The organism is Labrys miyagiensis, from assembly GCF_030160835.1.
GTDB lineage: Bacteria > Pseudomonadota > Alphaproteobacteria > Rhizobiales > Labraceae > Labrys > Labrys miyagiensis.
In genome coordinates this window covers 60214-81928 of record NZ_BSPC01000057.1, presented here as the reverse complement: position 1 = coordinate 81928, position 21715 = coordinate 60214, and the positions used below count along the sequence as shown (strand labels likewise).

The window sequence follows — 21715 nt, the reverse complement described above, 5'->3', positions numbered from 1 at the left end:
GAGACCCGATCAGGTGAAGTGGAAGTTGCTCTGCTGCAGGCTGGCCACGGTCGTGTTCTTCAAGGTGATCTTGTCGCTGGCATCGGCCGTGATGATCGTATCGGTGCCGGACTGTGTCGTGTGGGAGAGCAAGGTCGCCCAGTCGGCGAACACCGTGTGGTCGATGTTGATCTGATCGGCGCCGCTACCCGAGGCCTGATAGCCCGTGACCGTATCGAGGCCGAAGCTCGGCTTGAACACGAAGGTATCGTTCGAGCCGGTCACCGTGACCGAGCCGCCATGGCCGAAGTTGACCGTGTCGTTAGAACCCGTCACCGACGCAGAGATGGCGTTTGCGAGAGTGATCGTGCCGCCGGAGATCGTCGCGGTGCCACCGGTCCCACTTGCGAAGGTGACAGAACCACCGGTTCCGGTCGCCGTCACATGGGCGGTGTTGCCCGAGATGGTGAGGGCACCGTTGCCGGTGATCCCGACTGTGTCGGTGGCACCCGTCACAGTGGCGCTGGCGCCGGCGCTGATGTTGATCGTCTCCGAAGTGCCGGTGATGGTGTTGCCGGTTCCGTTCACTGTGATGGTGTTCCCGGTGCCGCTGGCCGTCAGGCTGGTATTGCTGGTCAGCGTGATCGCATTGGTGTTGTTGACGACCGTCGCCGAGGCGCCGTTCTCCAGCGTGACCTGACCGCCACCACCCGTCACGGTGACCTTGGCCGAAGTGCCCACGACATCGACCGTGTCGGTGGCGCTCGAGACCGTCACCTGCGCGGCGTTGCCTATCAGGGTCACAGTATCCGAGGTGCCGGTAAGGGTTAAAATGCCGCCCCCTTCCACCGTCACTGCCGCCGACGACAGCGTCGCAGCATTGGTGATGCCGGTGACATCCAGGGTGCCACCCGTGCCGGTGCCCGTCAGCGTGTCGCTGCCCGTTTCCTTGACGGCATTGCCCGATCCCGTCAGCAGCACTGCGGTGCTGGTTCCCAGGTTCAGGGTGCCATTGCTCATGGTCGCTTTGCCGCCAGTCGCACCCTTCATCGTCACCGTTGCGCCGCCGCCCGTCGCCGTCACCGCATTGGTGTTGCCCGTCGTCGACACGGTGCCATCGTCGGTCACGTTCACCACGTTCGACGCACCCGTCACCGTCGCACTGGCATCATCGGCGATATTGATGGTGGCCGAACTCACGCTCAGCGCATCGCCGGTGCCATTGACATTGAGGATGTTGCTGGTGCCGCCGGTCACGGTGAGTGTGACGTTGTTGCCGATATTGACGACGTTGCCTGTTCCAGTGATGGTCGTGGTGTCCGTCCCCGTATCCAACGACAGGACGTTGTAATTGCCTGTAATTGTCGCCGTGTCGTTCGAATTGTTCGCTGTCGCCGACAACCCGCTGCCCACGATGACGGCGGTGGAGGTTGCCGATCCCCCAACGGTCGTCGGAGGTGTGGTGGTGACGGTCGCCGTTTGTTGGCCATCGGCCCCGACATTCTTGACCACGGTCTGCTTGAGCGTGCCGTCGGTCTTGTAGTCCGTTACGGTCTCGGTGATCGAACCATCCACGTGGGTCGTGGCGGTATCGACATGATCGATCGTGCCGTTGTTGTCCGAGTCCTCGCTGAGTGTGGTGATCAGACCATCGGCGCTGATGGTTTCGGTGCCCAGGGCCTTGACCACACCCGTCGAATTGACATCTTGCATCGTGCCGATTTGCGAGCCGTCGATCTGGGTCTGCCAGGCCTCGGTGTGCTCATAGGTGCCGTTGCCGTCATAGTCGGCCTGGATCGTCGTGGTGAGACCATCCGCACTCGTAGTCGCGATGATCTTCGACGCCACGGCTTTGTTGGTGGTGGCGATGACCGAGTTCCACAACACCTTTCCATTCATCGGTTTAACCGACTTGGCGGTGGAGTCGTTGGTGACCGTCGTCACCGTCGAGTTATCGATATTGTCGATCGTTTTGCTGATGGTCTGGTGCACGGCCTGCGCGCCGGTGTCGCTCGTATAGCTGGCGTGATAGACGTAAGGCCCGATATTCCCTACCCCCATGGTCGAGGTCGTCGACGTAGCGTAGGTGAGCGTCGTCGTGTGCGTTCTGCCGTCGGCGCTCACCGTATTCACCGTGGTCATCAGCAGTTTGGCGGTGATGGCCGAGCCCCAGCCGGACGCGGTCTTCGTGCTCGTCTGGTAGTCCTTCACGGTCTCGGTAGTGGAGCCATCGGCGTTGTTAACCCGCACGACACTGCGTATGTTGTCGGCCACCCCGTCGCCGTTCAGATCCCAACTGTAGTTCGAGCTCAGGCCATCCGAACTGGTGGTCTCAGTGGTCTTGGCAAGCATCGTTCCACCGTAGCTGTAGTCGGTGGTGACATCGGAGGAGCTGCCATCGACCTGCCTGGTAATGACCTCCGTCTCGTCGTTGGTGCCATCGCCGTTGGCGTCGCGCTTGATGGTGGTGACGAGCTTATCCGCGCTGACCGTGGTCGTTACCGTATCCTTCAGGCTCCAATCAGCGTTCAGATCATTGACCGTGGTCTGTGTGGAACCATCGGCCAGGGTCGAGGTGTATGTGATGTGGCCCTGGGTCATGGACCCCGAGCCCGTGGTATCCTCCTGCACCCACACCGTGCGGCCGTCGGCGCTGGTGGTCTTCGTCGTGCTGGACATCAGCGAGCCGTCCAGCCTGGTGTTGGTGATGGTCTCGGTGTTCGAGCCGTCCGCATTGAGGACGGTGGCATCATCGGACTCACTGCGCGTGGTCCCGGTGATCCAATGCGCGCTGACCGCCCAGTCGAGCTCCGCCGCCTGGGTATGCGAGATCCCCTCCGGAGAATCGATGATCGCGAGCGCCAGGTCAGGCCGTGACATGCCACCATCGAGGGAAGTCTGCCACTGGGCAAGCTCAGCGGTGGTCGGGGAACGTCCCAGGGCATTTTGATAGAGCAGCGTGATGTAGTCGCTATCGCTCGGGCTGCCATAGGCTTCGTTGAATTCGCTTGAATCGAGGAAGTCGGATGCGATGTCTTCCGGCGTCGCGGTTCCCCCATCCAGTTGAGCGAGATAATCCTCATATCCGCCCCAGTCGGGATCCCGGTCAAAAAAGCCATGATAAAGGCGATAGAGTTCGCTCTGATGGCCAGAGCTGTCGTTATTGCCTTCCCAGACGGTGGTCTTGGTAAGGCCGTCACCGCTCGTGGACATCATGTATCGATGCGACTGCACGCCGGAATGGCTCTCCGCCAGTGACTGCGTTGTCGAGCCATCGGCATTGTAAGTGAGCTGGCTGGTGATCACTTCCGGGAAGCTGCCGGTGCCGGTCAGGTCATACTGACTTGCGGTGGTCAACCCATCGGCGCTGGTGGTGATGATCTCCTTGTCCTTGAGCGTTGCGGTGTAGACCGGATTGGCCGAAGTCGCGACGCCGCCCGTCAGCGTCGAGTCCGTAATGGTCTCGACCTTCGAGCCATCGGCATTGATCACCGTCACATCGGTGGTGAGCTGCTCGGCGAGCCCATCGCCATTGGCATCGTAGTAGATCGTCTTCGACAGGCCATTGGCGCTGTCGGTTTCGTAGCGCCCGTTGGTGCCGCCATAGCTGCGGCCGGAAGCCGATTTGACGGTACCGTCCATTGACGAGATCAAGGTCGAGCCGTCGGCATTCACCTGGGTCAGGATGGTCTGGTCGACGGTGCCATTGCCGTCGATGTCCTTGGTGACCGTTTTCGTCAACAGATTGGCGCTGACCGTCGTGGTGGTTTTGTTGGCCTGGCTGCCGGTGTTGGTCACCACTTCGGTGATGGAGCCATCCGTGTTCAGCGTCTTGACGTCGTTTTGCGTACGATCGACGGTCCCATCGCCAGTATCGTCCCATGTCGTGACGACCGACAAACCGCTGGCGCTGGTGGTCCGGATGATCTTGTTCTTTAAAGTCGAAGTGCCGGTATATTCAGCGGCAGTTTCCGTCCTTGAGCCATCGGCATTCACAACGGTGACATCGCTGGTGGCAAGGTCGATCGAACCATTGGCGTCAAGATCGGTCTGCGTCGTGGTCGACAGCCCGTTTGCGCTGACGGTCTTCGTCGATGTCGAGATCAGCGTGCCCGTGGTGTCATAGGTCGAGACCGTCGTCGTGGTCGAGCCGTCGGCGTTCACCACGGCAGTGGATGTGATGTCGTTGACGCCATTGCCATCGAGATCGGTCGCAGTTGTGATCGTCTTTCGGTCCGCACTGGTCGTCGTCACCACTTTCGCGATGAGCCCGCCAGCCGAGTTTGTCGTGGCTTTCGTCTCTGCCTTCGAGCCATCGGCATTCAGGGTCACGACATCGCTGACAGTGAGGTCCACCGTGCCGTCACCATCAATGTCCCCTGCGGTCACGGTCGACAGCCCGTTGCCGGACGTCGTGGTGACAATCTTGCTGAGCAGAGCTGTTCCAGCCCCATTGTACTTCGACACCGTCTCGGTCTTCGAACCATTGGTAGTCAACACCGTCACATCGGTGCTGTCGCTATCGAAGACGCCATCGCCATTGGCGTCCACTTGCCTTGTGACGGACAGCCCATTGCCGCTGGTGGTGACGACTTGTCTGCTCAGCAGGGCCCCGCTGCCACTGAAGCTACTCGCGGTCTCGGTTTTCGAGCCATCGGCGTTGAGCACGACGACATCGCCGCTGGAGCCGTCATAAGTGCCATCGCCGTCGACATCGGTCTGCGTCGTCGTGCTCAAACCGTTCGTACTGGTCGTGGTGACGGTCTTGGAGATCACCACGCCGCTTATCGCCGTGTTGGTTACGGTCTTTGTGGTCGATCCATCCGAGTTGAGCACTCTGACCTGCGTCTGGTCGACATGGCCATCGCCATTGGCGTCGATGGTCACCGTCGTCGTCATGCGGTCGGCGCTATCGATCGTCACCGTCTTAGACAGTAACGTCCCGTTGTTGCTGGTCGTCGATACCGTCTCGGTGCGGCTGCCATCGGCATTCAGCACAATCGCATCTACCGTCGTCCGGTCGATGGTGGCGTCCCCATTGAGGTCCTGCTGCCGGGTCTGCGTCAAGCCATCAGCAGTTGTCGTGGTGATCGTCTTGTCAATCAGGGCCCCATTAGCGCTGGTGTCGGCCACTGTCTCCGTACGGGAGCCATCGGCATTGGCCACGATGACGTCCGTCGTGATGGCATCATAGGTGCCATCGCCATTAATGTCAGTCTTGGTCGTGGTCGAGAGGCCGTTGGCCGAGGACGTCGTCAGCGTGCGGTTGATCAGCGTACCATTCGGGGCAAAGGTCGAGACCGTCGTGGTGGTCGACCCGTCAGCATTGACTACGATCGTCTTGGTCTGATCGACGGCGCCGTCGCCGTTGCTGTCCGTCGTGGTGGTGATCATCTTCCTGTCGCCGCTGGTGACAGTGACGGTTTGGCTCAACAGCGTGCCATTGCCACTCTTGTCGGACACCGTTTCGGTGCGCGAAGCATCGCCGCCGACCACGGTCACGTCAGACGAGGCCTGGTCGAAGCTGCCGTCCGAGTTGAGATCCGTCGACACGGATTGCGACAAACCGTCCGCGCTGATGGTGGTGACCGTTTCGTCGCGCAGCGAGCCGTCGGCATTCTTGTCCAGCACCGTTGTCGTTATCGAATTGTCGGCATTGATGGTAATCGAGGAGGTGGTGACAAGATCGAAGGTCCCCGAACCACTATGGTCGGTTTGCACCGTCTTGGAGCGGGCATCGGCGCTGGTCGCAATGACCGTCTTGTCGAGCACCGTCCCGTTGTTGCCGGTATCGGTGATGGTCTCCGTACGGCTGTTGTCACCGTTGATCACCGTGACGTCGGTGGTGATCTGGTCGAAAGTACCCGAACCGCTATTGTCGGCCTTGGTCGTCTTGCTTAGCCCGTCCGTGCTGGTGGTCACCTGCGTCTGGTTGATCACCGCGCCATTGGCGGCCAGCTTCTTGGTGGTCGTCGAAGTGGAGCCATCGGCGTTGCTCACAAACACCTGCGATTGATCCCAGATGCCGTCGCCGTTCTGGTCGATCGTCGTCGTGACGGTCTTGGTATCGGCGCTGGTGGTCATCGCCGTCTTGTCGCGCAAAGAACTGTCCGCATTGAAGTCGCTGATCGTCTCGGTGGACGAACCATCGCCGTTGACGACGATAGTGTCGGTCTGCGAACGGTCGAACACGCCATCGCCATTGTCGTCATATTTGATGGTCTTGCTCAGCCCATTGGCGCTTACAGTGACGACATTCTCGAAGGCTTCGGAGCCATCGGCATTGTAGCCGAGGATGTCGGTGGTCACCGAACCATCGGCGTTGGTGGTCTGGCTCTGATGGACCAGATAGCTGTTGCTGTCGCTGGCCAAAGTCGCGTCGCCGACCTGGCCGGTTGTGCCATCGGACTTGGTATAGGTCGTCGTGCCGGTGATAGCAGAACCATCACTGAAGGTCTGGCCACTGCCTGTCGGCGTCAGGTCAATCGAGGTGATGTTAAGTGAGGCCAGCGACACCATCTGGCCATTGACCATGACCTTAAAGTCCGACCAGTTCGCATCCCCGGCATCGAGCTTGCCGTTGTGATTGGTGTCGAAGACGTCCTTGAGAGCCTGAAGATCCGAGTTCGCTGTCGGATCCCAGTCCGTGAAAACGTACTCCTTCCGCTGGCTGATCTTGCCATTATGATCTGCATCGAAGACAAGGACGCCGTCACCCGTGCCCGCCCAGGCTGTACGATGAAGATAGCCGTCTCCGTTCTCATCCAGGAATTGAGTAGAGGACGTCAGAGGCGTCACCTTCAGGCCGTTTCCGTCGAGATCTAGGAGGACGGGTTTGGTCTTGCCTCCCCCACTGTTTGGATCTGGTTGCTCTCCACTGTGACCGCTTCCGCCACTACCGGGGCCGTACTCCCGGCCTCCCTGGCTGGTGTTACCTATTGAACCGTTATTGCTGCCCATCGCATTCCCGCTGCCTCCCAACGACAGCTGTTGCTGAAGCAACTTGTTTGCGACGGCGGGATCTCGAGCATAGACAGCCGCGTAGTCACTCTGTAGATCCGGATCGACTTGACCGCTTGCTGTCCAGGAAGCGATTTTAGCTGCTTCAACTCCCTCCTTTGGATCCGAACTCATCGCCGAAAACGCAGAAGCGTAACCTGCACCCTTAAACTGAGCTTCGTAACCAATCAGATCACTAATTGAATCGTTATGAACACGGTAGCCGTCCGCAATATAAGTATGAATCCTTTCTACCTCAAAATTGTATGTTTTCCACCCGACTTGATAACAAGAAGAAAACGTTATATCGCCGACAGCCGCCCCTACTGTAAGTTGCGCCTCCTCATAGTCTTTGCGCGTCGCCGAATTGTATATGATACGCTTCGCTGATACGGCTTTCGATTTTCCGTCCGCATCTATGATATGCCCGCCGCGCTTTACGATGGAATCAATTCTTTCAAATTGACCCTTTTCATTTAAGAATAAGTGGCCAGGCGTAACTATTAGGCCTGTTGAAAGCAATAACCATTCATCTGTAACACTTCTAAAAAGCCTTGTGACTCGTGCTGCTTGCAGTCCGCAGTCGCCCCACTTCGCAGACCAAGGGTTATAGCCTAGAACCATATCCCCGACACGAACGTCCGCAATATACTTAGTGGTTCCGTCCGGAAGCAATATTTTTACTGATGCAGGGAAGCATTCCCCATACTTTGTAATAGAGCCATCGCTATTAACTCTAAATTTATCGGTCGGAAGAAACTTGTATACGCGACCGTCAGCATCGACAACTGTTATCAATCCTGGGCTTATATTTATTGTCACGCCGTTGGTAATATCATAGTCTATGTTTGGGTTAGGAAGCATAACTTTGTCAGCATCGACCAAATTAGCATCCACTAACTGCATAGAGGTCGTCAAGTAATGTTCGTAGTCGATATCGCCCGCAAGGAAATTATCTTCTATATAATCATACGTTGATATTGCATTTATATTTGGATTGTTGAGGGCGCGTACTTTCTTGGTGAGGCCGCCGTCATCCGTTATAACTTCCACATAGTTGCCCGCCGCCGCGACGGCTTCTACCGAGGCAAGAATGCTCCTATCTCCAGCGCCGCGCACACCAGCGGGATACCCGGGTGTGCCAAGTAAAGAAATTTGCCCCGCCGCTATTCCCGCATCGAGATATGCTTGTACAGCAACGTCCTTAGGAACGTTTAATCTCGACGTAGCTTCACCGTAGATGGTACTTGTAACCACCAGATGGACAACTGAGGAGTTAAGATTACTTAGGGTTGCGTCTGCTGGGGCTGCGGCCTGCATGCCGCCGATTTCGGATAAGGTTGAATTATCCAAGAACCCCACGCGATTTGAGCCGATGGCAGCCATAGTTGCATCCCCCGTGACCAGATACCCAGAATTTTATAGTTCTTTATTTCCAAATTTAACCACAATATAGCTGACCACAGCGTTAGCTATGTCAGATCTAAATATTTCTCTGGTATTATCATCAAGAAAGTAAATGTATGGATCGATGTCGTTTAGCATTGGATTTAATTCTTGCGCTACGATTTCTCCAAGATCGAGTTTCCTGGTAATTCTCAATTCGTTTTGAAGGGTGTTTTCTATCAAATGAACGTTTTTTGAAATTTCATCAAGTATTCTTAGCAACTGAGATCGCCTAAGCACCATTGTCTTAAAGTTTTGTTCGCTCAGTGGCAAAAATGATACTTTCCTACTAAAAATGACGTCCTCATCATCTCCCTCCATTAAGCGACGGAGATTCTCGGCACTGTAAGCGCTGCGAATGTGCATTGTTACATCCTTCTTTTTAAGATCGCGGGTGCCATCAGCTACCAACATAATTTCCGTCTCGCGAAATGCCAAATAATACGTCCTTCTATAGAATTTTACAATTCTCACCTCTCTTTTAAAAGTGCAAGTAAAAATGACGAAGTTTAATCTTCGCACTATTCTTGCAACTGGGACAGGTGGAGCGGTACTGTCGTCGCCACGTTGGTGTGAAATACTATGCGTGCCATCTCGGAGGGTATAATGTCAAACTACTGAACCGCGTCGGCCCCATGTGGAGACAGCAGGCCCGGATGGTTCTGGAAACTGCTCGTGTTGAGATAACAGCCTTGAGAATGATCAATAATTAGCAAGGGCTGACAATAGAGCTGGTAAAGTTCGGCAATAGGATTTCGCCTCACGATCCGATGACTTCTTGCTTCCCCGGGGAACGAAGAGGGTGAGTTCAGCATACTTCCGGATGGCCAGTACTTGCCCTCCTAGTGTGAAGTTTGCTGGCAAACGAGCTGTATGCCTGTGGAAACGTTTTGGCACGAAATCTATGCTGACCACGACGATATGCAGATGACCCCAGACACGATATTGCCGATTCTTCGTCCGGCTAAGCCCTTTATAGAGTGTTCTCGATATCAACGAAAACTAGAGCCACGTTATATTAAGCAACCTAAACTCGTCGTCTAGCGTAGATGGGATAAAAGGCCCTCCACGGTAAGTAACGCGCAAAAAAACACTGAGAAGTTATTCGCATATAACTTCTAGGAGAGTTACATATGACTAACAGGCGATATAATCACGCAATTATGCCCGGAATAATTGGTTACATATTGCTCGCCTACCCCTTAGGTTGTGTCATTTGATATACGATTATCGCCTAAGGTCAAGGAAAATTAAAATTCAGCAATAAAATTTTGCACTTCCCTTCTATGGACGTACCAATATGCCTCCCTTGACGAGATATGAGCATCGAGCACCAATTACGGGGAATGTTCGCCAGAAGGCGAAGTATTGATGGATGTCGACGAAGAACTTAAATGATTGACGATGTGATTTTTGCATGGGAAACAGCGTCGCCGCACCGCGATGATGGCCAAATTCTTGCTTTGTTGCCGTGAACAGCACTTTGTTGTCATGGCAAGGGCCAAATTAATTGCCCACAGGAGCTGGAGGCTAGCTGGCTTTTTCGTCGCCCCTCCGTTGGTGATAGCGAGGTTTGCTCGCTCCACCGTTCAAAGGGCATTTCCCGATAATGTTTTAAGGTGAGGTTTTTAGAGCGAGTCCGCATGTTGTGTCGCTGTTTTGCGTTGTGTCTTTTGGACGGTGCGAGAGCGTGGGAGCCAAGCGGGGCGTCGGAGGATCAAGAGACTTCAGTGCGTCTGCCGCCGAGAACGCCGAGGACTAATGCCCATTCAGCTCGGTCGCCTCAACTCCTAGCGGATCAAACGATATAATTGCCGCCGATATCCCTGGCCCCACAAGCCTTTAGAATGCGATCAGCCGATTTGATGTCTGTGCCGGTTGTAACGTGTACAAGAGTTTGTTTCGCCCCAACACTTCGTGACCACAATACGAGCGCGCGTAACAGTCGTATGAAAACTCGGGCAGAGAGATAAGGTCCGCATCTCTGCCGGTCGACTGCGATCAGATGCGTTGTAGCCATCAGGCTATCGTCGCACAACAGATATTCGCCCGCTGATACCCAAGCCACGCCGACCAGGTCGCTTTTAAGCTCCGCGACGATCACACATTCATTGGTTGCCGCTCGCAGCCTCTTCTCCAAAGCATCGAACTTGCTTTCAGAAAAGGGGAGATGGGCGAATAGTGTCCGTTCATGATGCTTACGAACAACAACACGAATCGCTGGCCAGTCATGCCCTTCGACGAGCCTAACGCGAATAAGGCTTTTCACCGTTCGCGCCGAAGCTTCCCCGGCGGATATCTCCGAGGTCGCTGGGTCTTTTGAGGGCACCTCCCGGTTGGATAGGGATACTTTTCTGTCGAAAGCCAACTGCATCATGCCCCCGCTCCTTACAGATTGCTTTAAAGCGCATGCCGCTCCATTGAAAAGCGTGCTGTCTTAACCCTGTTTTGGCTAGGTCGAGGCCAAATGAAGGCGCTGCTACGCTAGGAGGACGACCACGAGTCTTGTTTCGATACAATCAGCAATACCGAATATTGTCTACCACGACCTTGGTCTTGTGAGCCGCGCGCGGTTTGCTAAAGGGCGATTCAGTTCGAGTAGCCCGAAGGAGTTTAGTCGCAAGCGACGACATGGGGCTTCCAGTCAACGCGATAGACACATACTGGCCGGCCGATCCGAGCCGCATCGCGGTCTTTATTGGGCCTTCCTGCTGAGCCCTGATGACATTCGGACTATGAAAATTGCCGCGTACGCTATCGAGGCGCTCAATCGACATTCGATATGGGTTCTTCTCCGTTCAGCCAGCTTTAGCCGGCGCAATGCGTGTTTGCTTAATCCTCTTTACCTGCGCATGCGCGAGGTTGCTCACGTGCATTTAGTCGATCGCCGCGGCCAGATCCGCGAGCATTTCCCTGAACTTTTTTGCGAAGTGCGCGGGGAGGGAGAACGCTGCTCTCCCTCCCCAGCAAGCATGAACTGGGGTCTCCCCGAAATTTTCTTCGCTGCGCTCAGACAATCTCGCCGCCGCGAGCGGCGCCGCCCCAAGGGGCGGGCGATACCCCACCCCATTTCATGCTTGCCCCCCACCCACACGCTGTTCCGCACGAGCTCGGGAAGCAGGCGGAGGCCTGCTTCGCCGATCCAAGGAAAGAGCAGCAAGATGGGCAAGTTGAGCAAAGCTGAGATGAAGGCGCATGCGGCGGCGGAGGCCTTGTTGAGAAAGGATGTGTTGAGCGAGGACGAGAGGGATTTCGTCCTTGAGAACTGGCATCCGGGTGCGGAACACAATGTCGCCGCTGCAGGTGTGTTCTTCGCGCCGATGGATCTGGCGGCCGATTTTGCCCTTGAGCCGGGATGCGGCCGGGTGATCGACCTCTGTGCCGGGATCGGCGGTCTTGCCTATTGGGTACAGCAGCGCTCAAAATGGCGTGGCAGCGTGGAACTGACCTGCGTCGAGATCAATCCGCGTTTCGTCGAGATCGGCCGCAAGCTGCTGCCGGAGGCACGATGGATTTGCGCCGACGTGCTCGAATGGTGGGAATGGTGGCATGGCGAGCTGGAGGGGACAATGTTCGATTGGGCGATTGCCAACCCGCCCTTTGGCAAGCTGGCGACATCTGGCGATCGGCGCGGCTTCAAGTCGTTCGAGTTTGCCGTCATCGATATCGCCTCTGAGATTGCGGATAACGGCGCATTCATCCTGCCACAAAGCTCGGCCTCGTTTCGCTATTCGGGCCGCCAATGCTTCGAGCGGCTGACATCAGGGCCGGGCGTCGATTTCGAGCAGCAGACCGATTTGTTCATGGATTGCGGCATCGGCATCGACACCAGCCTTTACCGCGATCACTGGCGTGGGGTCGCACCCCTATGCGAGATCGTTAGCATCGAATTCGCGGAATGGCGGGAACGTCGCCGGGCAAAAGCCTTGGCGGACGGACGCGGGCAACTTGTCTTGCTTTGAATGCCAAGCATCAATGGCGGCGGATACACAGATGAAGGCTGGTTGTCGCCTGCGAGTCAGATTTGACGCCTGGGACGAAACCGCAGCGCGCAAGTTATTGCACGCTACAGCCCCATGGCACGAACTTCGTGCTTTCCTTCGCCCTTCGAAGGCATCTGATGGCAGGTCGATCCAACCTTTGGAGCGACCCGATGGCAGAAGAGACCAGGACGGAGCCTATGGCGTCGGGCCCCGCCAACGACAACACCGACCTTGCCGACCCTGACCGTGCCACCGAGGATACGGCCCGGGCAAAGCTGGATCGGACCGTACTCGATATCGCTCGGCTGATAGGCCGGCAGTTGGCGCGGGAAGCGTTTGAGAGGCAGCGGCCAGCCAACGACAACCGGTCAGGCCGCCGAAAGGAAGAGGGCAGGGGGAGGAGGGCGAACCCCCCTGCAGAGAAGAGAGAGGATGATCCGCCATGACCCGTGTCGCGCTCTATGCCCGTTATTCCTCCGATAGCCAGCGGGATGCCTCCATCGAAGATCAGTTCCGGCTATGCCGTGAATATGCGACGCACGAAGGCTGGAGCGTGGTGGGAAGCTATCAGGATGCGGCGATCTCCGGCGCCAGCACCGTGTTGCGGTCGGGTTTCCAGCAATTGGTGCGCGATGCCCAGCGCGGCTTGTTCGAGATCGTGCTGGCCGAGGCGCTCGACCGTATCAGCCGTGACCAGGCCGATGTCGCCACGCTCTTCAAGCATCTCAAATTCACAGGCGTCTCCATCGTCACTCTGGCCGAAGGCGAGATCAGCGAACTGCATGTCGGTCTCAAGGGCACCATGAATGCCCTCTTCCTGAAAGACCTTGCCCTGAAAACCCATCGTGGCTTGCGGGGCCGGGTAGAGAAGGGCAAGGCCGGGGGAGGCTTGTGCTACGGCTACCGGGTGATGAAGAAGCTCGATGGCGAAGGTGAGCCGGTCCGCGGGGATCGCGAGATCGTGCCGGAAGAAGCGACCGTCATACGCCGCATCTTCCGTGAATTCGCCACAGGTAAGAGCCCGAAGGCCATAGCCGTTGATCTCAACACGGACGGCATCGCCGGTCCGCTCGGCCGGCACTGGGGCGATACCAGCGTGCGGGGACATGTGATCCGGGGCAACGGCATCATCAACAATGAGCTCTATACTGGCGTGCTGGTGTGGAACCGCCAGCGCTTCGTCAAGGATCCTGCCAATGGCAAGCGCGTCTCACGAGCCAATCCGCCGAGCAAATGGATCCGCACCGAAGTGCCGCATCTGAGGATCGTCGAGGACGACCTATGGCAGGCCGTGAAGGACAGGCAGAAGGCCGTCGCCAGCCGGTTCGAGGCGGCAGCCATCGGCACGCGCAAGGCGAGAGCCAGGAAGCTGCACACCATGAAGCGGCCGGTCTCCCTGCTTTCAGGCTTGCTCACTTGTGGCTGCTGCGGCGGCCGCTATGGCTTGTCCCAGCGCGATCGCTATGCCTGCCTCAACCATCAACGCCGGGGCACCTGCGACAATGGCCGCACTATCACTCGCGACAAGATCGAGCAGCGCGTCCTGTCGGGCTTGAAGGAAAGGCTAGTCTCGGCCGATGCCGTGGCCGAGGCGGTGCGGGCCTTTGCCCAGGAAACCAACCGGCTCAACCAGGAGCGCCGCGCCCAGAGCGAACGGGACCGCAAGGTGCTCGACAAGATCGAGCGGGCCATCGCCGGCATGATGACGGCGATCGAGGATGGCCTGTATCAGCCGACCATGAAGGCCAGGATGGAAGACCTTGAGCGTCAAAAGGCAGAGATCACGGAACGCTTGGCGCAGGCCCTCGCCGATGTCCCCGACCTGCATCCCAACATCGCCACCCTCTACCGCAAGCGGGTGGAGCAGTTCACCCAGACGTTTGCCGACCATGAGGACGGCCGACGGGCCGCCGAAGCATTGCGCTCGCTGATCGGGGAGATCGTGCTTACCCCCGGCGACAAACGCGGCGAGGTGCATGCCGAGCTACGCGGCGAGCTGTTCGGCATCCTCGAATTCGTCGATCCTGAACGAAATCAAAGGGGTGGAGAAGTTATGACAAAAGGGGTTGCGGGCCCCCGCAACCACTGATGCTTGCGACAGCAAGCGACCCAAAACCCCGATCTCCGAAAGGACGTCGGGGTTTTTCTTGTTGGCGGCAAAGCGAAGCATGGCGGCCAAATCCCCGCGCAACACAATGGCAAGCGTGCCGGCGTCCGGGACCAGAGTGATGCTCTCCACCAGGCCACGCAGGATCGCCGCCGCCTCGCTGATCGCCGAAGGGTCTTGGAGGTTGGCGTGCAGGTCCGCAATGCGCTGCCGGTAGAGCTGCGCCATATTCGGGTGGAGCAGGGGCGGCGGCTTCTCGACATTCGTGAGCATGCCGGTCAGTTCCGACTTGCGGACCTCCAGTGCGCCGATCTTGCCCTTGAGCGTTGCGCCGGGCACGCCGTCGAGGATTGCCTGAACGGCCTTGTCCAGTTCCCGGACGGTGCGCTCAAGCTCACGCCGCTTGGCCTCGGTCTCGACACCTCGCTGGATGCGTAGCCGATTGACCTCGCGCGTGAACGCCTCGCAGAACTCCTCGAACAGGGCCGGCTCCATCAGCTGGGTGCGCAGGCCGTTCATAACCGAGGCTTCGAGGGTGTCGCGCCGGATGTTGAGGCGATTGTCGCAGGTTCCCTTGTTACGGGCCGTGCTGCAGCCGAGCAGGTCCTTCGAGATCATCCCGTAGCCGCCACCGCAGCAGCCGCACTTCACCAGGCCCGCGAACAGATGCCGGGGGCGCCTGTGCGTGTTGAGCTTGTTATCGCCGGGTGCGGACGGTTCATAGGCGAGCGCTTGCTGGCGGAGCTTCACGGCATCCCAGGTCTCCTGCTCGATGATGCGCAGCGCAGCGACGTCCTGGATCACCCATTCGGATTCCGGGTTGGGGCGAGAGACGCGCTTGCCGGTGTCCGGGTCTTTGATGTAGCGCAGCCGGTTCCAGACAAGGCGGCCGATATAGAGCTCATTGTTGAGGATGCCGACGCCACGCCTGGGGTTGCCGTGAATGGTCGAAGGCCCCCATTCGGCGCCCTGCGGTCCGCGCACGCCCTCTCGGTTCAGCTCGAAGGCGATGGTGCGCGAGGACTTGCCGGCGAGGTAATCGGCGAAGATGCGGCGGACGATCGCCGCCTCCGCGGCATTGATGGTTCGCTCGCCCCGGATCGGTTGCCCGCCGGCCGTGACCTGGCCGACGACGTCGTAGCCGAAGCACAGGCCGCCTCCCGATTTGCCATGCTCGATACGGCCCCGCAGGCCACGCCGGGTTTTGTCGGCGAGATCCTTGAGGAAGAGGGCGTTCATTGTGCCCTTCAAGCCGACATGCAGATGGGTGACGTCGCCTTCCGACAGGGTGACGATACGCACGCCAGCAAAAGCCATGCGCTTGAAAAGGCCGGCGATATCCTCCTGGTCGCGGCTGAGGCGGTCCATGGCTTCAGCCAGGACCACGGTGAACTTGCCGCGCATCGCATCGGCGATCAGTTCCTGGATGCCAGGCCGGAGCAGGGAGGCTCCCGAAATGGCCCGGTCCGTATAGCTGTCGACGACGCTCCAGCCCTGCTGCTCGGCGTGGCGCCGGCACAGGCGCAATTGGTCCTCGATCGAGGCGTCCCGCTGGTTGTCGGAGGAATAGCGGGCGTAGAGCGCAACCTTCATCGGCGGAGTTCCTCAGTCGGGAAGGTCATCCTGCTCCCGCGATCGGGCTTCGGCCAGCACGAAAGCCTGGGCGGCTTGTCGCGCCAGCAGGCGGATGAGGGCGACGAGGCGGGGATCCGGCAGGGCAGGGGACGAGGAGGGCGAGTCTCGATCGCTCGTAGCGGTTCCCGCCCCAGGCCTTGAAGCCGATATCCTCTGTCGCCTGCCCACGATCGTCCCGCTTCCTCTCGCCGAAGGGCTTCGCATCGGCCAAGAATGCCAGGGCAGGGGCCGACGGCAAGACAAAAGTCGAGCTGAAACAAAGGCTTGTCTCGTATCGAAGCGGGGTAAGGCGCAAGTAGGATAAACGCGGCGATAAACGGCGGGAAAGGGCGGGGCAGTCAAAACTTCGTGAGCATGTGGTTTGCGACCCTGCGATCGCATCAAGCTAGGCCCGTTCGATTGCCCCTTCGGAGAATCGTTCATGATCGTCCTGCGTGAGGCGGCGGAGGTCGGCGAGTATCAGCCTCAGTTGCGGCCAGGGGAACTCGTCGGAGTCCTCCGAGGGTTCGCCCGACCGCAGCACGGCGTCGAGCTTGGCGGTGACACCAGATAACGAGGACGGTGCCATGCTCCACAATGCCTCGGCCAGCTGTTGTTCGTAGTCAAAGGCCGCGGCTTCTTCGGCGAGCGCGGCGGAATAGCCGATCCGGCGGTCGGCATCCTCCCAACGCAGGCGGTGTTGCTCGAGCTGCGAAAGCGCCTGGATTCGGAGGGTGGCCGTGGTCGGATCGTTGCGGTCCAATCGCTCTACGTCGCGCACGCAGGTGATGCGTATCGGCTTGCTCCCGTCGGCTGGGATATGGACGATTTGAGGCGGGCCCACCATTCGCTGCAGCCTCGTCTCCAGGCGCTGCTGCTTGCGGCAGAGCGCCAGGCTCGCGCGAGAGGCCGCATCCCAGGCGCGCCAGGCATCGACGGCGGGGTCGGTTCCCTTGCTGCCGTTGGCAATATAAGGCAGAAACGGCGCCGTCGACGCAGCCAATCCCGTTGAAATCAATCGTCTGCGCGAGACGATGGGCAGACTCGTGCTAGTCTCAGAATCAGCCATGATCCGAGCTCCCTACAGCTTGGGTGGTGGTGAGGCTGGGCTGAGTGCGCCAACACTCAGTTCAGCCGCCGAAGTGTGGTTCCGGCACCGCAGATGGTGACACTGTTACTATCTTGGATACGGAAAAGGCAAGAGAATAGTTACAGGGTTACTGATTTATGGGGATTACTCCGGCACAATGCCGAATGGCGCGAGCCGCTTTGCAGTTGGGCGTGCGGGATCTTGCCGCGCTCGCAAGGGTATCTCCTAATACGATCTCGCGTTTGGAGAGAGGTGAGAATCTCTATGACAGCACGTTAGAGGTTATTGGCCATGCTTTAGAAGCGGTCGGTATAGAGTTCATTGCGGACAACGGCGGTGGCGCCGGTGTTCGCTTCAAAGAGCTTCGTTCCGCAGACTGAATTTTTCGCTGCTCAGGTTGCTTGGGGCTCCGCCCCCGCGCGGGTCAAGAGAACTCTTTGGCCTTTCGCGGCATAAACGGCCTCCTCCCCGCAAGCGGGTCCCCTCCATTTATTCCACGGTGCCAAAGACTTCTCCTGTCCCTTGCTACCCCGGTCTCGCCGACGGGCAGGGTTGCAGCACAGAGCTGCAACCCAAGCCCAAAAATGTGGGACTAAGGATCACCCTAGCGCGAGAGGCCTAGCTCACCGAGCACTAGCGCGGTTAGTGCCAGTCCCATGATGCCAGTCGCTGATCCGTCTGGTCACACGCTCGAATACTATTCAGGGCAAGTCAGTCCAGGATCGCCAAAGTGGGGCGGAGAGGCCAGATTGACAGCGATCCGATAACGGTTCGAATCCTCTCGGGCACGCCACTTACGAACAAAACTGGGCACTCCTGCCGGAGCTGCGCCGCCGCCCATTACAAGGCGCTCCAGAACGGTTTGCCGCCCGTGAATGCGGATTTCGGCGTCATCCACCTCCACTTGGTCGATCATGGAACGGATGTAGGCACGCCGGAAAGGTGTGTCGCCACTCAGCACGTTTTTGCGCATCACCTCAATGAAGGCGGCGATCTTTTCCTCCGAGATTCTCGTTTCAGGCTTCATCTCTGCGACTGCACGGTCGAAGGAAACCTGAGCGATATCGCGCTCGGATTTTACCACCGCAACTCGTTCCTTGAGCGTTGTGTCGTTTGGATCAACGATGCCGCTCTCGATTGCGGCGTAGAGCCGCCCGAGACGGCTTTCGGCGTCTGTGAGCTTCGCACGCAATGCGGTCAGGGAAACTGCATAGTCCTCATCTCTTAAAGATTGACGCTCTAACACGCCGACTAACAATTTGCCGACGCGCTCAGGCGTAAGGAGCTTATCGGCCAGCCTATCGGTAACAAGCTGGTCAAGTTTCTCCATTGGGATCGAGCGGCCCTTGCAGGCCGACTTGCCCTGCCGTGCGCACGTCGCGCACGTATAATAGCGATAGCGACCAGACTTTCCGGTGCGCAGCGTCATGCCGCCACCGCAACCGGCGCAGGTTGCGATGCCAGTCAAAAGGATTGGACCGGTGACAACGCGTGGCGGAACGACTCGCGGATTCTTGGCTTTGAGCAATGCCTGGACGGCATCGAAGGTTGCCGCATCAATAATCGAATCAACCGGAACAATGATCTGTTCCTCTACAGGCTTGGCCTCCTGTGTCTTTGCGGTTTTGCGATTGAAACGGTGTTCGCCCTTGTAGGTCGCACGCGTGAAAATCTGGTGGAGCGGACCGATGGCCCACCGTGAGCCGAGGCGCGTACGGTAGCCGTGGATGTTGAGCCAGTTCGTGACGGCCTTCACACCCATCGGACCCGATGTTCCGTCTCCCTGACGGAAGAGCTTGAACATGAGGCGCACGACTTCGGCCTCGACCGGATCAATGGCGAGGCGCTTCTTGGTCTTCGAGCCGCGCTGTTCGGCGTCGACCACCGCGTATCCGTAAGGTGCCTTCGCGCCGTTCCAGAAGCCCTGCCGCGCATTTTCCTGCATGGCCCGCAAGGTGTGTTTCGCGTTCTCCTTCGACTGATACTCGTCAAACAGCGTCAAGACCTGCCGGACCATGACGCTCATCGGATCGTCGCCGAGATCCTGGGTAATGCTGACCAGCCGGACGCCTGCCTTGCGGAGCTTGCGAACCTGATATTCGAGCGCAAAATGGTCGCGGGCAAAGCGACTGAATGAATGGACAACAATTACCTCGAACGGCGCGCCGCCTGCCGTCGCCATATCGAGCAGCCGCTGAAATTCAGGGCGGCGATCATCCATGCCGCTCGCGCCAGGTTCGACGAACTCGATTACGACTTCCCAGCCGCGAGCAGCGCAGAAGGCAAGAACCTGCCGCCGCTGGTCGGGAATTGATAGATCGGCTTCCGCCTGCCGTCCCGTGGAGACGCGAAGATACAGCGCTGCACGCTGTGGCATCCGATTGAGATCGGCGGCATTGGCGTTCGTGGACATAACGGAAATCCCAGTGGGGCTATCTAACTAGCATAGAGAGCAAGGCTTTGCGGCGCTTCAGAGTCGGGCGGCTTCCTTGGGCGGGCTTATTTTATGGTCGTCACCTGCCAAAAGCTCATTCAGAGCGCCCATCAGAAAGGCTTCAACCGCGTCCAGTTCGGACGGAGTTACAGGGATATCGCACGGAAAGTCGTCCGTGACGCGAAGCGTCACGACTTCTTCAGCAACCGAGATATGGGTCAGCTTCGTGCTCATGGTAGCACAATGCCAGGCCGCCGCCCGTAGGTATTGGCCTCAAATTGGTCACGCAGCCATACGGCGGTATGGCTGCGGTTAAATGAAATTAACCTGTGATTGCTACGATTTAGATATTAACTGCGTGAAACTATGGAGAGCATACATGGGACCAATTTATATTAATCTTTCCGATGCACGAACCGAGCTGGCTCAATTGGGCGTTGATTTGTCTGAGCGGCAAATGAAGCGCGCCGCTGATAAAGACGCGCACGGCAAGCGAAAATTGCCATTCTTCGTCGATCCTATTACCGGTCAGCTTCGTATTGAAAGGGGGGCGCTCGTTGCCGCCTACAGGAAATTGCAGGTAGATGCAGAGAATAACTTGCAGGAATGAGCTGTAGTGTGATTCTATACCCTCTTTCAGAAACACCGGTTTTATTTGAGTATTGATTGTCTGACATCAGGAAACGTACAGGCGCTAAGGGAACTACTTACCAAGTCCGTTATGCGAGCAAGGCAGTGAAGTCGGGCTATGCTTACGCGACTTTTGGCACGATGAAGGAAGCACGGGCCTTCTCTGAAAATTTGGGCGCCATCAAAGAATCGCCATCCGGGACGAAGCTCGATGTCGAGGATGCCGTTGATCGCTGGCTAGCCATTTGCGAAAAAATAGGGAGAGACGGACGCGAGACAGTCGAGCCTAAAACGCTCAAAGAGTACACACGCCGCGCGAAAGTCATGAAAGGTTACGACTGGACGAAGCAGGTCCACGAGTTAGAGCAATCGGACATCGTTCAGTTTCGCACCTGGCTTTTAGAAAATGTAACCCGTGACCTGGCCCGCCGCACGCTCTCCTCGCTTCATTCGGTTTTGATCGAAATGAAATTGCAGGGCCTTCTTAAGGACGACCCCGCCGCGGGCATCACTATTCGCACCGGCGGTCGGTACGAGGAGGAAGATGCGGAGGTAGAAATTCCTTCAGACCAGGAGGTGAGAGACATTCTGGCTGCGACGGAGACACTGCGGTCCATGAACACGTTCATGGCAAAGTGCTGGGCACGGTACAAACCGATGATTCACCTAGCCGCCTTCTCCGGCATGCGGCCGTCCGAATATCGGGGCTTGCCCTGGGCAAATGTTGCGGACGGTGTGATCTACGTGAAGCAGCGCGCCGACAAAACCGGACTGATTGGGCCTGTCAAATCGAAAGCCGGGCGGCGAACTCTCCATATTTCCCGGCAGATCACTGACATGATTTTCGAATGGCGAGACGATTGTCCGAAGAGCGAGAATGATCTGGTCTTTCCGACCGATACAGGGAAGCCCATATCGCTTTCTAACTTTGCAATTAACGCGTGGGCACCCTTGCTGAGAGAGGCGGGACTCTCGATACCGGAGAAGACAGCTGACAAGGTGATCCTCAGGCCAAAATATACGCCTTACTGCCTGCGCCATTATCAGGCCAGCAAGCTCATCGAGAAGAGCAAGGACGCAAAATACATCCAAACCTTCATGGGCCACTCGGATATCAAAATCACCTACAATACCTATGGCCATCTCATGAAAGACCGTGAGGACCGCCATAAGCAGACCGCTGAAGAAATCGCTTTCGACTTGCTCGGCTAGAATGGCACCCCGAACTATCCATCGGATTCGCCACAAGCTTGCCACAGGCGCAAAAAGCATTGCGCAGAGAATGGCGGATTTCTGCGGGTTCAGGCGGACTAGGTTTTGTGGCGAGAAGTGCGATTTTCGGCGGAGTTACGAAAATTGTGAGTGGCTAAGTCTTTGAATTAATTATTGGAGCGGGTGAGGGGAATCGAACCCCCATGGCCAGCTTGGAAGGC

General features: G+C 57.8%; 12 protein-coding genes. 5 read left to right on the top strand and 7 right to left on the bottom strand.

Annotation, left to right across the window (positions count from 1 at the left end):
- Nucleotides 1-9 precede the first annotated feature (9 nt).
- From QQL24_RS25165 to QQL24_RS25155, 3 genes are all read right to left on the bottom strand, one after another.
- Complete coding sequence (locus tag QQL24_RS25165; protein ID WP_488803368.1) at nt 10-6939, bottom strand: DUF4214 domain-containing protein; 6930 nt, start codon at nt 6937-6939, stop codon at nt 10-12.
- A 1458-nt stretch (nt 6940-8397) separates the two neighbouring features.
- A complete protein-coding gene (locus QQL24_RS25160) occupies nt 8398-8862 on the bottom strand; it encodes a hypothetical protein (RefSeq protein WP_284315043.1) in 465 nt (154 codons plus the stop codon).
- A 1360-nt stretch (nt 8863-10222) separates the two neighbouring features.
- Nucleotides 10223-10801, bottom strand: a complete 579-nt coding sequence (locus QQL24_RS25155; protein WP_284315042.1) for a GNAT family N-acetyltransferase — start codon at nt 10799-10801, stop codon at nt 10223-10225.
- A 358-nt stretch (nt 10802-11159) separates the two neighbouring features.
- Between QQL24_RS25155 and QQL24_RS25150 the strand changes: the two genes are divergently transcribed.
- Together QQL24_RS25150 and QQL24_RS25145 are read left to right on the top strand one after the other, a co-directional pair.
- Nucleotides 11160-12386, top strand: a complete 1227-nt coding sequence (locus QQL24_RS25150) for a class I SAM-dependent methyltransferase (protein WP_284315041.1) — start codon at nt 11160-11162, stop codon at nt 12384-12386.
- A 463-nt stretch (nt 12387-12849) separates the two neighbouring features.
- Nucleotides 12850-14496, top strand: coding sequence for a recombinase family protein (locus QQL24_RS25145; protein ID WP_284315040.1), 1647 nt, complete (start codon nt 12850-12852; stop codon nt 14494-14496).
- On the opposite strand, the gene QQL24_RS25140 is transcribed toward QQL24_RS25145, so the two are convergent.
- Complete coding sequence (locus tag QQL24_RS25140; protein ID WP_284315039.1) at nt 14392-16107, bottom strand: recombinase family protein; 1716 nt, start codon at nt 16105-16107, stop codon at nt 14392-14394. The two genes, QQL24_RS25145 and QQL24_RS25140, sit on opposite strands and share 105 nt — an antisense overlap.
- A gap of 427 nt (nt 16108-16534) precedes the next feature.
- A complete protein-coding gene (locus QQL24_RS25135) occupies nt 16535-17197 on the bottom strand; it encodes a hypothetical protein (protein WP_284315038.1) in 663 nt (220 codons plus the stop codon).
- 158 nt (nt 17198-17355) lie between these two features.
- On the opposite strand from QQL24_RS25135, the gene QQL24_RS25130 reads away from it, so the two are divergent.
- On the top strand, nt 17356-17598 hold the full coding sequence (locus QQL24_RS25130; RefSeq protein WP_348536501.1) for a helix-turn-helix domain-containing protein: 243 nt from the start codon (nt 17356-17358) through the stop codon (nt 17596-17598).
- 317 nt (nt 17599-17915) lie between these two features.
- On the opposite strand, the gene QQL24_RS25125 is transcribed toward QQL24_RS25130, so the two are convergent.
- Nucleotides 17916-19631 carry a recombinase family protein gene (locus QQL24_RS25125; RefSeq protein ID WP_284315037.1) on the bottom strand — a complete coding sequence of 572 codons (1716 nt, stop codon included), beginning with the start codon at nt 19629-19631 and terminating at the stop codon, nt 17916-17918.
- Between the two features lie 57 nt (nt 19632-19688).
- A complete protein-coding gene (locus tag QQL24_RS25120; protein ID WP_284315036.1) occupies nt 19689-19886 on the bottom strand; it encodes a hypothetical protein in 198 nt (65 codons plus the stop codon).
- Between the two features lie 145 nt (nt 19887-20031).
- On the opposite strand from QQL24_RS25120, the gene QQL24_RS25115 reads away from it, so the two are divergent.
- Both QQL24_RS25115 and QQL24_RS25110 read left to right on the top strand, forming a co-directional pair.
- Nucleotides 20032-20262 carry a hypothetical protein gene (locus tag QQL24_RS25115; RefSeq protein WP_284315035.1) on the top strand — a complete coding sequence of 77 codons (231 nt, stop codon included), beginning with the start codon at nt 20032-20034 and terminating at the stop codon, nt 20260-20262.
- 56 nt (nt 20263-20318) lie between these two features.
- Complete coding sequence (locus QQL24_RS25110) at nt 20319-21494, top strand: tyrosine-type recombinase/integrase (protein ID WP_284315034.1); 1176 nt, start codon at nt 20319-20321, stop codon at nt 21492-21494.
- Nucleotides 21495-21715: the final 221 nt, after the last annotated feature.